13 protein-coding genes are annotated in these 14,008 nt (G+C 56.3%); 4 read left to right on the top strand and 9 right to left on the bottom strand.

Annotated features, from left to right (window positions below):
- Positions 1-14: 14 nt before the first annotated feature.
- The gene (ybaL, locus tag QSK07_RS16960; protein WP_098051284.1) at positions 15-1,709 is read right to left on the bottom strand and encodes a YbaL family putative K(+) efflux transporter; all 1,695 of its coding nucleotides are present in this window, start codon (positions 1,707-1,709) and stop codon (positions 15-17) included.
- A 554-nt stretch (positions 1,710-2,263) separates the two neighbouring features.
- Here ybaL and ushA point away from each other — a divergent pair.
- Complete coding sequence (gene ushA / locus QSK07_RS16965; RefSeq protein ID WP_285720908.1) at positions 2,264-4,030, top strand: bifunctional UDP-sugar hydrolase/5'-nucleotidase UshA; 1,767 nt, start codon at positions 2,264-2,266, stop codon at positions 4,028-4,030.
- Between the two features lie 34 nt (positions 4,031-4,064).
- On the opposite strand, the gene QSK07_RS16970 is transcribed toward ushA, so the two are convergent.
- Complete coding sequence (locus QSK07_RS16970; protein ID WP_275219942.1) at positions 4,065-4,496, bottom strand: multidrug/biocide efflux PACE transporter; 432 nt, start codon at positions 4,494-4,496, stop codon at positions 4,065-4,067.
- Positions 4,497-4,585: 89 nt separating this feature from the next.
- On the opposite strand from QSK07_RS16970, the gene QSK07_RS16975 reads away from it, so the two are divergent.
- Positions 4,586-5,455 (top strand): LysR family transcriptional regulator, encoded by an 870-nt coding sequence (locus QSK07_RS16975; protein WP_098053067.1) that lies wholly within the window; start codon positions 4,586-4,588, stop codon positions 5,453-5,455.
- Here QSK07_RS16975 and ybaK read toward each other — a convergent pair.
- The 3 genes from ybaK to copA all read right to left on the bottom strand — a co-directional run bounded on the left by ybaK (position 5,452) and on the right by copA (position 9,493).
- Positions 5,452-5,931 (bottom strand): Cys-tRNA(Pro)/Cys-tRNA(Cys) deacylase YbaK, encoded by a 480-nt coding sequence (gene ybaK / locus QSK07_RS16980; RefSeq protein ID WP_285720907.1) that lies wholly within the window; start codon positions 5,929-5,931, stop codon positions 5,452-5,454. The genes QSK07_RS16975 and ybaK overlap by 4 nt on opposite strands.
- 173 nt (positions 5,932-6,104) lie before the next feature.
- The gene (locus QSK07_RS16985) at positions 6,105-6,908 is read right to left on the bottom strand and encodes a TraB/GumN family protein (RefSeq protein ID WP_275219941.1); all 804 of its coding nucleotides are present in this window, start codon (positions 6,906-6,908) and stop codon (positions 6,105-6,107) included.
- A gap of 71 nt (positions 6,909-6,979) precedes the next feature.
- Positions 6,980-9,493 carry a copper-exporting P-type ATPase CopA gene (gene copA, locus QSK07_RS16990; RefSeq protein ID WP_285720906.1) on the bottom strand — a complete coding sequence of 838 codons (2,514 nt, stop codon included), beginning with the start codon at positions 9,491-9,493 and terminating at the stop codon, positions 6,980-6,982.
- 97 nt (positions 9,494-9,590) lie between these two features.
- Between copA and cueR the strand changes: the two genes are divergently transcribed.
- On the top strand, positions 9,591-9,995 hold the full coding sequence (gene cueR / locus QSK07_RS16995) for a Cu(I)-responsive transcriptional regulator (RefSeq protein WP_098051278.1): 405 nt from the start codon (positions 9,591-9,593) through the stop codon (positions 9,993-9,995).
- On the opposite strand, the gene QSK07_RS17000 is transcribed toward cueR, so the two are convergent.
- The 4 genes from QSK07_RS17000 to QSK07_RS17015 all read right to left on the bottom strand — a co-directional run bounded on the left by QSK07_RS17000 (position 9,983) and on the right by QSK07_RS17015 (position 13,111).
- Complete coding sequence (locus QSK07_RS17000) at positions 9,983-10,429, bottom strand: NfeD family protein (RefSeq protein ID WP_285720905.1); 447 nt, start codon at positions 10,427-10,429, stop codon at positions 9,983-9,985. The two genes, cueR and QSK07_RS17000, sit on opposite strands and share 13 nt — an antisense overlap.
- Positions 10,429-11,343, bottom strand: a complete 915-nt coding sequence (locus tag QSK07_RS17005; protein ID WP_061061862.1) for an SPFH domain-containing protein — start codon at positions 11,341-11,343, stop codon at positions 10,429-10,431. The genes QSK07_RS17000 and QSK07_RS17005 overlap by 1 nt, the downstream gene beginning before the upstream one ends.
- Before the next feature lie 57 nt (positions 11,344-11,400).
- The gene (locus QSK07_RS17010) at positions 11,401-12,258 is read right to left on the bottom strand and encodes a thioredoxin family protein (protein ID WP_098051276.1); all 858 of its coding nucleotides are present in this window, start codon (positions 12,256-12,258) and stop codon (positions 11,401-11,403) included.
- 79 nt (positions 12,259-12,337) lie between these two features.
- Positions 12,338-13,111, bottom strand: a complete 774-nt coding sequence (locus tag QSK07_RS17015) for an SDR family oxidoreductase (protein WP_098051275.1) — start codon at positions 13,109-13,111, stop codon at positions 12,338-12,340.
- 359 nt (positions 13,112-13,470) lie between these two features.
- On the opposite strand from QSK07_RS17015, the gene QSK07_RS17020 reads away from it, so the two are divergent.
- Complete coding sequence (locus QSK07_RS17020; RefSeq protein WP_285720904.1) at positions 13,471-13,941, top strand: hypothetical protein; 471 nt, start codon at positions 13,471-13,473, stop codon at positions 13,939-13,941.
- The last annotated feature ends 67 nt before the right edge of the window (positions 13,942-14,008 follow it).

Raw genomic sequence — 14,008 nt, forward strand, 5'->3', positions numbered from 1 at the left:
CTGCTGAAAACGAATCAGCGCACGACATCGCAGGGCTGTAAATCTTCACCCTGCGTCATCTCATCCTGCAGGATTTGCAGCATACTGCTGGCGATCTCACGTTCACCCATCACGACGCGCGAAGCGCCACGCTCCATGATGTACTCCACCTCATCGTCATAGTGAGCGCGGGCGATAATCTCGATATTCTGATGTTTTTCACGCGCGGCAGTGACCACTTCACCCGCTTCGTAGCCATTCGGTATGGTCAGTAACAGCCAGCGGGCGCAGTCGAGTCGTGCCAGTTCCATGGTGTCCGCGCGAGCCGCATTCCCCAGCACCGCCTTGATGCCCTGTTCGCGCAACGCTTCGACCCGCGTACGGGAGTTTTCAACCACCACCAGCGGAACATTCGCCTCAAGAAGCTTCTGACCAATCAGGCTGCCAACCCGGCCATAGCCCACAATCACTGCGTGATTGCAGAAATCCACCGGAATCTGCTTCTCTTCTTCGATGGCTTCTTCCAGCGTCTGCTCTTCCATCGTTTCCGTTTTTGCCAGGAAACGCTCCAGCAGCGTAAACAGAATCGGGTTAAGCATAATCGACAGAATGGCGGCGGCCAGCACCAGGTTGCGGCCCTCATCACTCAGCAGGCCCAGCGAAATGCCCAGACCGGCCAGAATAAAGGCGAACTCACCAATTTGCGCCAGGCTGACCGAAATGGTCAGTGCCGTACGACGCGAATGGCCGAGCAGCGATACCAGCAGCCACGCGGCGACCGACTTGCCCACCACGATAATCACCAGTGCGCCCAGCACTGCCAGCGGCTGCGTCACCAGAATCGACGGGTCGAACAGCATGCCGACCGAAACAAAGAACAGCACGGCAAAGGCATCACGCAGCGGCAAGGTATCGCGTGCGGCGCGGTGGCTCAGTTCCGACTCGTTCAGCACCATACCGGCGAAGAAAGCACCCAGCGCAAACGAAACATCAAAGAATTCAACGGCCCCAAAGGCGATGCCCAATGCCAGCGCTAACACCGCCAGCGTAAACAGTTCGCGTGAGCCGGTGGCGGCACTGCGGGCGAGGATCCAGGGCACGGCACGGCGTCCCACCACCATCATCAGCACCATAAACGCAGCGACTTTGCCGATGGTCCACAGCAGGTCCCAGGCCAGTAGTCCGGCGCTGGCGTTGCCCTGTTCCATCATGCCCGCAATGGCTGGCAGCAGTACCAGCGTCAGCACCATCACCAGATCTTCGACAATCAGCCAGCCAATGGCTATCTGTCCACGCTGGCTGTCAATCAGCTGTCGTTCCTCTAACGCGCGCAGTAACACCACGGTACTGGCGGTTGAGAGGCAGAGACCAAACACCAGGCCGGTCATCCACGACCATCCCAGCGTCCATGACAATCCCATTCCCAGTAGCGTCGCGACGGCGATCTGCGCGATGGCACCGGGAATGGCGATCGACTTTACCGACATGAGATCTTTCATTGAGAAGTGGAGGCCGACACCAAACATCAGCAGGATGACGCCGAGTTCTGCCAGTTCAGGGGCCAGATTAGTATCTGCGACAAAGCCGGGCGTAAAGGGGCCAGCCAGCACACCGGCCATCAGGTAGCCAACGAGGGGCGAAATACGCAGGCGGTTTGCCAGCATCCCAAGGAGAAATGCCAGAACCAGCGCTCCGACGATGGTAGTGATCAGCGGTGTGGTGTGATGCATGCCAGTCTCCTTGTATACAAATGTATCCGCTTGTAACAAATGAGTTTAAAACAAAATCATTTCTTTCGCTGAGCAATTTGCGGGAATACCTTAAAAAACCGCGAAAAAAAGTCAAAACTACAATCGAAAGGGTGTTTTTGTCCATTATCTATAATATTGACTGATTTGACGCTTTAAACTGGTCCGGATAAATAAAAATTTGCTTCAGTAAATTACGCCGGTCTGGCTCGAATAAGGGGGAAATATGCATGCAGAGGGGTTAAAGCCTGCCAGCGACACTTTTGCAGCGGTAAGCAATTGGTTAACAACATGGTTTACTGCCTGCTTCTGCTCAGTCGGGAGAAACCGGACCCGGGGTGGAATGATAGCCCGCTGTTGCTCGGGGGTCACTCTGCGGCCACTTTTCTGCTCTGCAAAGAGGGAGCTGAGACGAAAAGCGTGAGAACCTGCATGCACGCAGATGTGCATTGGCCTTGAGTTCGCCGGGGGAATATGCGACACAGTGGGGCAAAGCGGCAGATATTCGGGCCAGAAAGTAAATTAAGGAGATCACCGTGTTGTTATCAAAATGGACAGGGGCAGGTGTGGCGCTACTGGTGGCCCTGATGCCGCTGTTGTCACAGGCCGCCGAGGCCGATCGCACCTATCGTTTCAGCCTGCTGCATACCAACGATGAGCATGGCCACTTCTGGTTTAATGCGCAGGGCGAATATGGTCTGGCGGCGCAGAAAACGTTGATGGACACCCTGCGCTACGATGTCCAGGCCCGAGGCGGCGGCGCACTGATTCTCTCTGCCGGTGATGTCAATACCGGCGTGCCGGAGTCCGATGAGCTGGATGCTGAACCCGATTTTCGCGCGATGAACCTGATTGGCTATGACGCGATGGCGCTGGGCAATCATGAGTTCGACAAGCCGATTGCGGTTCTGCGCAAGCAGGAGAAGTGGGCGCGATTCCCGCTGCTGGCTGCCAACGTCTATCAGAAAGGCACCGATAAACGCCTGTTTAAGCCCTGGGCGGTATTCAACCGTCTCGGGCTGAAAATCGCTGTCGTCGGGATAATTACCCCGGACACCGCAAAACTGGCTAATCCGGCTCGGCTGAAAGATACCGAGTTCCGCGATCCTGTCGCAGAGACGGTGAAGGCGGTTGCTGAACTGCGTGCCGCGGAGAAGCCGGACGTGATTGTCGCGCTGACTCACCTTGGTCACTATGACGACGGTAAGCACGGCAGCAACGGCATTGATGACGTCACTCTGGCCCGCAGCCTGCCTGCCGGCACAATCGATCTGATTGTGGGTGGACATTCCCATGATGCGGTCTGCATGGAAAAAGAGAACGTCAGCGTCAAAAATTATCAGCCTGGCCAGCCCTGTAAACCCGATCAGCAGAACGGCATCTGGATTATGCAGGCCGACAAGTGGGGCAAATATGTCGGACGTGGCGATTTCACCTTCCGTAATGGAGAAGTGTCGCTGGAGGCTTATCAGCTGGTGCCGGTCAACCTCAAACATCAGGTGAAGAATGCAGATGGCAGTGAAACCTGGCTCACCTGGCAGGAAGAGATCCCGAAAAATACCGCGATGATGAAGCTGCTGATGCCGTTTCAGAAGCGGGCAGAGGAGAAGCTGACCCTGAATGTCGGCAGCGCTGACGGCGACTTCAGCGGTGAAAAAGAGCAGGTTCGGTTTGAGCAGACCAGTCTCGGCCAGCTGATTCTGCGCGCCCAGATGACGCATACTAAAGCCGATTTTGGGGTGATGAGCGGCGGCGGTATTCGCACCTCGCTGAAGTCGGGCAAGCTGAGCTGGCGTGACCTGCTGCAGGTCCAGCCGTTCAGCAACCAGGTGGTCTCGGTCAGCCTGACTGGCGCAGAGATCAAAAAATATCTGGATGTGGTTGCCAATATTCAGCCTGACTCAGGTGGCTACGCCCAGTTTACCGGTATCAGCCTGACCGCCGATGGTAAGCATGTCAGTCACGTCCGTATTAACGGCAAACCGGTTGAAGATACACAGCATTATCGCATGGCGACCAACAGCTTTAATGCGGCGGGCGGCGACGGCTATCCGCGTCTGGACAATCATGCCGGGTATGTCAACAGCGGAGCAGTCGATGCGCAGGTGCTGCGCGACTTCATCAAGGCGCATTCACCGGTTAAAGCCAGTGACTATCAGCCGAAAGGCGAGATCGTGCATCTGACCGATGAGCAGATTCGGGCGCGGGATGAGGCAGCAGAGAAAGCGCGGAAGCGTAACTATCCCAAAATGATTCTGGCGTGGATCTGGCCGTGGGGGAATGAAACAGCCGCCACGCATTGAACTGACCGGGAGGCGCTTGCGCCCCCCGTTTTTCTTATGTCCGGCAGGGGTGACGTCTGATCCAGCGCTCGCGCAGTTTGTCCCATCCCCAGTTGTAAGCCATGGTGAAAGGCAGGAAGAAGAGGAAAAAGGCCACTTCGACCAGGAAAGCTTCCCACAGGGTGATATCCAGCATCAGGGCGGCGATCGGCAGACCAATCAGGATAAATCCCCCTTCAAATCCCAGCGCATGTAACACACGCACGCCCGGACCGCGCTTCTGGCCGGGCGCATAGATCCGATCAAACCCGCTGTTGTAAATCATATTCCATAGCATCGCGACCGTAGAGAGCATGATCGCCAGCGAGCCCATCTGAAACAGCGGTTTATTCATGATCCATGCCGCCAGCGGCGAAACGGTCAGGATCGCCAGCGTTTCAAAGCAGACAGCATGAAGAATACGTTCTTTAAGTGAGCGGGTACGCATTGTTTGTTCTCCTTCAATAATGCGGCGCATTTTCACATGTCAGAATGCTAAGATAAAATGAACACCTATCGAAAAAAGCGATGGAAAAGATGCGATACTCCCCGGAATCCCTTGAGGCGTTAATGCAGACCGTGGCGAGTGGCTCCTTTTCGGCAGCCGCGCGTGCGCTGGGTAAAAGTCAGTCCACCATCAGCGCAGCGGTGGCAAATTTAGAAGATGACCTCGGCTTTGCGCTGTTTGATCGCTCGGGCCGTCAGCCGATCCTCACCGAGCAGGGACGCCGGGTTGTTCCTCAGGTTCAGCAGATTCTGTCCGCCAGCGAGCGGCTGGATGCGCTGGCGATACGTCTGTCGCAGGGCGTTGAACCCCGGCTCAGTTTTGCAATGTCCGATTTCTGGCAAACCGATCATCATGAACATCTGCTCAGGCAATTTGATGCGCGTTATCCGGAGATCGAACTGGAAGTGATGATTGCTGAAGATGGGGATGTCCTGGATCTGCTGCAGGCCGGGCGGGTACAGCTGGGGGTCGTGCGGGCGCAGCCCAATCTGCCGGTTGATATCGCAGTGGCGCGGCTGCAGGTTGAAGCGCAGATGGCGGTCTTTTTACATCGCGATCATCCGCTGGCCCAGCCTGATACCCTGAGCGAAAGCGAACTGGAAAGCGTGCGACATCTGCGGCTTAACACCTGGGTTGAGGCGCATGAACCCGCGCCCATGGGTCGCATCTGGTCAGCGCCCACCTATTTACTGCTGCTGGAGATGGCGGAGCAGGGATTTGGCTGGACGATTCTGCCACGCTGGCTGGTAAAACAGTTTGGGCATGGCGTGCTGAAAGAGTTGTCGATGCCGGGCTGGCCACAGCACATTGCCGTTGAAGTTGTCTGGTCACGACGAACGCCGCCCGGTCCGGCGGGCCGCTGGATGATCGATCAGCTGTGCGCCCAGCCGCGGGTTTAGTCGTGGCGGGCGATATCCGCAAACGGCGCGTCCAGCAGGCGTGAAAGATCCTGAGGTGCCAGTTCAATATCCAGACCCCGTTTGCCGCCAGAGATAAACATGGCGTCAAACGCGCTGGCAGAGTCATCGATTACCGTGGGCAGACGCTTTTTCTGCCCCAGCGGACTGATGCCCCCCACCAGATAGCCGGTAACCCGCTGTGCCAGCTGCGGATCGGCCATATCCGCTTTCTTCGCGCCCAGCGCTTTTGCTACCTTTTTCAGATCGAGTTGGGTCGATACCGGCGTAATCGCTACCGCCAGCTGTTTTGCCTCACCATTCAGCGCCACCAGCAACGTTTTATAGACCTGGCGCGCATCAAGATTAAGTTTGCGAACCGCTTCGTCACCAAAATGCGTTTCGTTACTGTCATGCTGATAAGGATGCAGCGTAAAGCTGACCTTTTGTTTTTCCAGCAATTTTACGGCGGGCGTCATACAGGTTCCTTACTAAGAAAAATCTTATTACGCAGAATTATGGAAAAAGGTGGCGAAATTTTGTTCTTTGCGTAAAATTGGCCGCGCGCCAGCAATCTGATTGCTGAGCGATAACCAAAATCATAAACAAATTTCTCTTTGACGGGCCGATAAACTTATCGGCTCTCTTTTTTTCAGTTCTTCTTCAGCATCTCAGGCAGATTGTCTTCGCCGTAAAGATGCAAAGCACCCACCGCGACCACATAGTTTCCCGCCGCCAACCCCTGCAACCTGTTACACCACTGCGCATTACGCTGACCGATCAACGTATCATTCAGCGCCTGACTGAACGTCGCGGGCAGGGTGATTTCAGGCTGGCGTGGCGGCGTATCAAGCCACCAGCTCACCATCATCTGCAGCAGTCGTGCATTAGTGTGCCAGTGCAGCAGCGTATCCTGTAACAGCGCCATGCCATCATCCGGCAGCGCGGTCAGCAGGGCGACCTGCGCATCTGCGCCTTCCAGTTCAATCACGGGTTTGTTCAGGCCTTTCGCTGCCTGCAACAGCTGATAATCAATGCCGTAGTCAGGCCGTAATCCCAGCCTCTGTGCCTGTTGTGCCTGTAACATCAGCGCCACCTGCCAGGCAGGCAGATTATCCAGCAGGCTAAGCGTAAGACTCATCTCCTGACACAGTGCGGTGAGCGTTTGCATCGCGCTGCTCTCCAGTCGTTCTGAGAGCGCAGGACGATCGCCGTAATGGTCAAAGGGTGAACCACCCTGCGTAATATCCGCTTCCACAATCAGCGCATCCGCCTGCTGCAACTGATGCAGCAGGCGAGCGGGCAACGGCTGCATGTCACGCGTTCCCATGTGGATGCTGCCCACCAGATGCAGCTGACGATTGCCAAACCGGACATCTATTGCAGGCCAGCGGTAACTGGCGGGAAAAAGTTGGCTGATAAAGCCGCGCAGTGAGCGCCAGATGTTGCCTGTCATTCCCGGTCCTTTGCGATTCAAAACCCCATGCTAGCCACTTCAGAGCGTGAAAAACAGCGCTGAAACGGCGATTACTGGCGCGGTGGCCGGTAACGCAGCAGGCGGTTAGCATTGCTGACCACGGTAATGGAGGAGAGCGCCATCGCTGCACCTGCCACAATCGGGCTGAGCAGGGTGCCGGTCAGCGGATAGAGCACGCCTGCGGCTACCGGAATACCGATACTGTTATAGATAAATGCGCCAAACAGGTTCTGCCGGATATTGCGCAGCGTTGCGGAAGAGAGCGCTAACGCATCTGCCACGCTGTTGAGATCGGTGCGCATCAACGTAATGCCTGCGGTTTCTACCGCCACATCGCTGCCGCCACCCATCGCAATGCCCACATCCGCCTGTGCCAGTGCAGGTGCGTCATTGATGCCATCACCGACCATCGCGACGCGACGACCCTGCTGCTGTAGCTGTTCGATTGCAGCCGCTTTGCCTTCAGGCAATACGCCTGCAATCACTTCATCAATGCCGGTTTCGGCAGCGATGGCGCGTGCGGTACTTTCATGGTCTCCGGTCAGCATAATCAGGCGATAACCCTGCTGATGCAGTCGCTTAAGGGCTGCACTGCTTTCAGGACGTAGCCGATCGCGCAGCGCGATAAGCCCGGAGAGCTGACCCTGTTCCGCCAGTAACACCGGCGTGGCACCCTGTTGCGTCATGCGCATAATCTCTGCTTCTGCAGCCCGGTAGTCGACGCCATTATCCTGCAACAGCGCAGCGTTACCCAGCAGCAGCGTTCTGCCATCCAGACTACCGCTGACCCCTTTGCCGCGTATTGTACGAAATTGCGCTAATGACGCTGGCTGAGTCAGTTCCGCTTCGGCGACAATGGCTTTTGCCAGCGGATGACCCGAGGCGAACTCCAGCGCGGCCGCGGTCGCTAACACCGATTCACGGCTGGCATTACCCCAGACCAGCACCTCACTGACCTGCGGTTTCCCGGCTGTGAGGGTGCCGGTTTTATCAAACACCAGCGTGTCGATCTGGCTGGCGCGCTGCAGGGCATCGGCGTCGCGGACCAGCACGCCCAGTTCGGCGGCGCGGCCAACCCCGGCAATAATCGACATCGGCGTCGCCAGTCCCAGCGCACAGGGGCAGGCGATAATCAGGACGGTTGTCGCGATCACCAGCATGTAGGCAATCTGCGGCTGTGGCCCGAAAAGGTACCACACCGCGCCGCTGAGCAACGCAATCAATACCACTATCGGCACAAACACAGCGGAGATACGATCGGCCAGGCGACCCACGTCCGGTTTGCTGCTCTGCGCCTGACGCACCAGCCGGATAATGCGCGACAGGGTTGTATGATTCCCGGTCGCCCGGGCGATAAACTCTACCGCGCCATCCTGCACCAGGGTGCCGGCGAAGATCGCTGCACCCGGACTTTTGCTTTGCGGCACCGCTTCGCCGGTCAGCATCGCTTCATCAAACCAGGCTTCACCCGTGGCGATTTCGCCATCGACCGGCACCCGATCGCCGGTGACCAGCCGCAGCGTCATGCCGGGCTGGACGTCGCTGACCGCGATCAGCCTGTCGCCCTGGTGATCGACCAGCCGCGCCTGGGCCGGTGTCAGATCCAGCAATCGTTCCAGCGCTTTGGACGATCGCTGACGCGCGCGCTGCTCCAGGGCATGGCCCAGATTGATCAGGCCCAGGATCATCACGCTGGCTTCGAAATAGAGATGGCGCGCCTGTGGCGGGAAAAAGTCGGGCCACAACACCACGCTAAAGGAGTAAATCCAGGCCGCGCCGGTGCCGAGTGCCACCAGCGTATCCATGGTGGCGCTGCCATTACGTAAACTGCGCCAGGCGCTGCGATAAAAGTGACTGCCGGTCACGACCATGATCAGCAGGGTCGCGACGCCCAGCGTCAGCCAGATGCCGTGATTACGGTCGGTGAGCATCATGTTGTCGCCCACCATTCCCCAGATCATCAGCGGTACGCCAAAGGCTAATGCGACAGCCGCCTGCCAGCTGAAACGCCGCATCGCGCTGCGGGCGCTGTGCTGCTGCTTTTCACGTCGCTCCTGCTCGTCATCCACCACCTGCGCGCCATAACCCGCGGCATCAACGGCAGCCACCAGCTGCTGAGGGTCAGCATCACCCAGCACCAGCGCACTGCGCTCGCCGAGATTGACCCGCGCCTGGCTGACGCCTGCGACCTGCTGTAGCGCTTTTTCCACCCGACTTACGCAGCTGGCACAGGTCATGCCTTCAATCAGCAGCATATGGGCAGGTAATGTTTTTTCTGCCGGATAAGAAGCGGTCTCCGTTGTCAGCGCCTCCGGCGGTGGCTCCGATGCTGTCAACGGTTCAGACTTTGGGGACGCGTCCGCCGTTTTCAGCGTCGCGTGATAGCCCGCCTGCTCAACAGTGGCGATCAGGGCGGCCGCATCCGCGTGACCGGAGACCTGCGCCTCCTGTTGGGTCACCTCAACCTGGTCAACGTCGTCGAGCTGTTCCAGTGCCTCTTTAACGCGTTTGACACAGTGGCCGCAGGACAAGCCGTCCAGTGCCAGAGAAATAGTGTGTGACATAATCAACTCCTCTTGTAATCCCATTTGACCGATAGGTCAGTTTCGATTCATGCTTAAGCATAAACCTTCCATCAAGGGGAAGGTCAAGGGGACGAAAATGAACATCAGCGATGTGGCGAAAAAGACCGGGCTGACCAGCAAGGCGATTCGTTTCTATGAAGAGAAAGGGGTGGTGACGGCGCCGTTGCGCAGTGAAAATGGTTACCGCCATTACGACGGTCACCATCTGGATGAACTGAACCTGTTACGTCAGGCGCGGCAGGTGGGCTTTACGCTGGATGAGTGCCGCGAGCTGGTGGCGCTGTTTAATAATCCGTCGCGACACAGTGCCGATGTAAAAGCCCGCACGCTGCAGAAAGCCGATGAAATTGCGGCGCACATTGAAGAGCTGCATGCCATGCGCGCTCGTCTGCTGGCGCTGGCGGACGCCTGTCCGGGCGATGAGAGCGCAGAGTGCCCGATTATCAATAATCTGGCCGGGTGCTGCGGTCAGCGTGGCTGAATTCGCAGAGTAATCCCCTCAATGCCGACTACGACGACCGGCGTGCCGGCAGGCAGATCCTGCTCCGCCTCAACCCGCCAGCTGCTGTCACCAATACGCACGTGTCCGGTGCGGTTATGCAGCGCGGTATCAAGCGTCAGCTGCAACCCGATCATCTGGCTGCCGCGCTGGTTCAGGGCATTGGGCGTCTGACGCGTTTCACGATGTCGCATCCAGCAATACCAGAGAAAGACGCAAACCAGCGTCAGCACGGCAAAGAGTGACCCCTGTGTCGTCCAGTTCACCGGCACCAGCCACTGAACGATGCCGACAATAACTGCCGCCAGCCCGCTCCATAGCAGATAACCGCTGGTGCCCAGCATCTCAGCCGCCAGCAGTAATCCACCCAGCGTCAGCCAGAACCAGTGCGGATGCGCGATGATTTCCATCACCATCAGCGTTTCGACTCGGTACGCGATTCCTTCAGCAGTTCACCGATGCCCGCGATCGACCCCAGCAGACTGCTCGCTTCGAGCGGCATCATTACAACTTTGCTGTTAGTGCCTTCGCCGATTTTTTGCAGCGCATCGGTGTACTTTTGCGCCACGAAATAGTTGATAGCCTGAATATCACCCGCAGCAATCGCTTCCGAGACCATTTTAGTGGCGTTAGCTTCCGCTTCAGCCTGACGTTCACGGGCTTCTGCCTGCAGGAACGCCGAGGTACGTTCACCTTCCGCTTTAAGGATTTGCGACTGCTTCTCCCCTTCTGCGCGCAGGATCGCCGCCTGTCGTACCCCTTCGGCCGTCAGAATATCGGCGCGCTTGGTTCGCTCTGCTTTCATCTGTGCATTCATTGCGCCGATCAGTTCCTGCGGTGGACGCACGTCGCGAATCTCGATGCGGGTGATCTTAACGCCCCACGGATTGGTGGCTTCGTCCACGATATGCAGCAGACGGGTATTAATGCTGTCTCGCTGCGACAGCATTTCGTCCAGCTCCATGCTGCCCAGCACGGTACGCATATTGGTCATCGTGAGGTTCAGAATCGCCTGCTCAAGATTGCTGACTTCATAGGCGGCACGCGCCGGATCAACGACCTGAATAAAACAGACCGCATCGATGGTGACATTGGCGTTATCTTTGGAGATGATCTCCTGAGAGGGAATGTCCAGTACCTGTTCCATCATGTTGATCTTGCGACCAATACGATCCATGAACGGCACGACCAGACTTAATCCTGGTTGTAGCGTGCGGGTATAACGGCCAAAGCGCTCAACCGTCCATTGAAAACCTTGTGGTACGATCTTGACGGTCGCCCAGACCGCCACCAGTGCCAGAATAATCAGGGCAGGAATGACAGTTATCATACAACCTCCGCATTGTCAGATTAACGGGCCGAGTCGCTTCGGCCCGTGGTGCTGCTGTTAGTACAGCAGGGAATAGAGCTGGCGACGATAACGCGCAGCCAGTGCATCGCCGGTTCCCAGCGCTGCCAGAATCTCCTGCAGCATTTTTCGCGCCTGGCCATCAGCGGCATTGAGATCGGATTTCAGGAAGCTGAACAGCAGTTCCAGTGCTTCTTCATTGCGACCCACCTGATGCAGCTGTAACGAGAGTTTAGCAGCCAGCCCGGCGTTAGTCGGGTCCGCTTCCAGCTCGGATTGCAGCTGTTGAATCTCCGGCGTATCCGCAGCCTGTTTCAGCAGATCAATCTGCGCCATCAGGCTCTGATAGCGGGTATCCTGATCCTGCAGGGGGACGACTTTCAGCACTGCTTCTGCTTCATCGCTGCGGTTCAGGGTAATCAGCACCTCTGCCAGCAGGAAACCGATCTCACTGGACTGATTACTCAGCTGCCACGCATCTTTTAATAGCGGCAGCGCCTCCAGCGGTTTATCTTCCTGCATCAGCGCCATCGCCTGCTGCGCTTTCAGCTCTTCTTCACGCGGCAGGACTTTTTCCAGCAGGGTGCGGATCGCCTCTTCCGGCTGCGGTCCCTGGAAGCCGTCAACCGGCTGACCATCCTGGAACAGGTAGACGGTCGGGATTGAACGCAGACCAAACTGCGACGCCACCCTTTGCTCGTTGTCGCAATCGAGTTTTGCGAGAATAAACTGACCCGCATACTCCTGTGCCAGACGCTCCAGAACAGGTGTCAGCTCCTGACAGTGCTGGCTGCGCTCAGACCAGAAGTAGAACAGCACCGGCAGCTGCATCGACTGCTCAAGGGTCTGCTGCAGGTTAGATTCGTTGATGTCGATGATAGAAGCATGTGGTGACATGGATAAGTCTCTTTGCAAAAAGTGTTCTAAGAATATGGGGCCAACTGGCCCGGCTTCAAGCGCTAATGCGTATGGCTGATTAATGGCTGCGCAAAATGCGATCCAGCATCCAGCCTGGCAGTAACCGTTTCAGCAGGCTCATTATGTGTGCGACCAGCGTCACCGGATAGCGCAAACGTGGATGTTTACTCTCGAGTGCGTGACGAAGTTTAGGCAGAATGGCTTCCGCTGGCAGGGTAAAGCGTGCCGCGATGCCGGGGTTGCGCACCGGGTTATGCTGTTCCCCCTGCGTCACATTGTCGGTAAAGCGGGTCTCAATCGGGCCAGGCTCAATCAGACTGACCCGGATGCCGCTATTGCGCACTTCGAGCCGCAGCGCATCGCTCCAGGCTTCCAGCGCATATTTACTGGCGGCATAGGCACCCCGGCCAGGCGTGGAGATCAGGCCCAGCACCGAGCTGGTATTAACAATGCGACCATCACCGCTGGCCTGCAGCGCGGGCAACAGCCGCAGCGTCAGCTGATGGACGCCAAAAAAGTTGCTGGAAAACTGCTGCTCCAGCTGCTGACGCGAGAGCGTATGCAGCGGGCCATAGAGACCAAATCCGGCGTTGTTGAATAGCGCGGCTAGACGGTTATCGCAGAGTGCGAGCACCGCATCTGCTGCCTGATCGACACTCTGCGGATCGTCGAGATCGAGCTGAATGCCCGTATAACCCAGCGTGTTCATGCGGGCGACATCGTCGGCTTTTCGGCAGGCGGCGATCACCCGATAACCCCGCGCCAGCAGATCGTGCGCGGCGACCAGGCCAATACCGCTGGAACAACCTGTAATCAGAATGGTTTTTTGCACAAATTGTTACCCCTTCGAGTCTTATTCTTTTAAAATTAAGCTTTTATTTCTTATGCATCTACACCTGATTGCTATGAGTCAGCATTTCACATATCTCATTCTTCTGCTCCTGATTTTCCTTGAGTCTGACGTGGAAAATGAGTTCTTACGATAACATCCTCATAATGATCAGACCCAGAGCAGGCATAAAGTCCCTGTCATGATAATGTTGTTGGCCTTGTTTGCATCATCTGGCGAAATGATAAAGCTTGCGCGGCAAGACGGATATTCTGGCTGTCGGGTAAAATGAAAAAATCGTCTGGAAGCGCTCATGAACTTTAGTTATTCTTTGTACAGATTCAGGACAACAAGGATGAGATATGGATATCAAACAGGCTGCTTTTGGAATTCTCGATGGAATATCCTCCATACCAAATACGGCTTACATGGGTATGGTCAGGAGTTGGGAGGGAAGCGGACTCGCAGGACAAAGTGCGAAACATAGAAATCAGTCTGAGACGGAGCGTTTTTTCTATATGCTCAAAAGCTTGGGTAATGCTGAGTCACCTTTACGCAGACTGATTACTATTGTTTTTACTTTGTTTTACCAAAAGCTTAATGATGAAGGAAAGGAGGCGGTTAAAAATAAATTGGGTTACGGTGCCGGAAGTGTTGTTGGACGAACAGCCGGGCAAATTACATTAGCACAGACAACAGCAAGTATAATGTTGCGTCGGTTGGCTATTGACGAGGCGTACAGGCATTTCATCCGATTCAGTGCTTCAGCCTCTCTAAATGTAATGATGGTACAGGGTACAATTGAAGAGCAGCAAGAGCATCGAGAAGAATGAAAAGCAAATATCCGGCTACGTACGCCAGGGTATCAAAAGAAAACTTAGATATGGTTTACTTCCTTGT

Origin of the sequence: Pantoea sp. QMID4 (assembly GCF_030270445.1) — a bacterium.
In the GTDB taxonomy this organism is placed as follows: Bacteria; Pseudomonadota; Gammaproteobacteria; order Enterobacterales; family Enterobacteriaceae; genus Pantoea; species Pantoea vagans.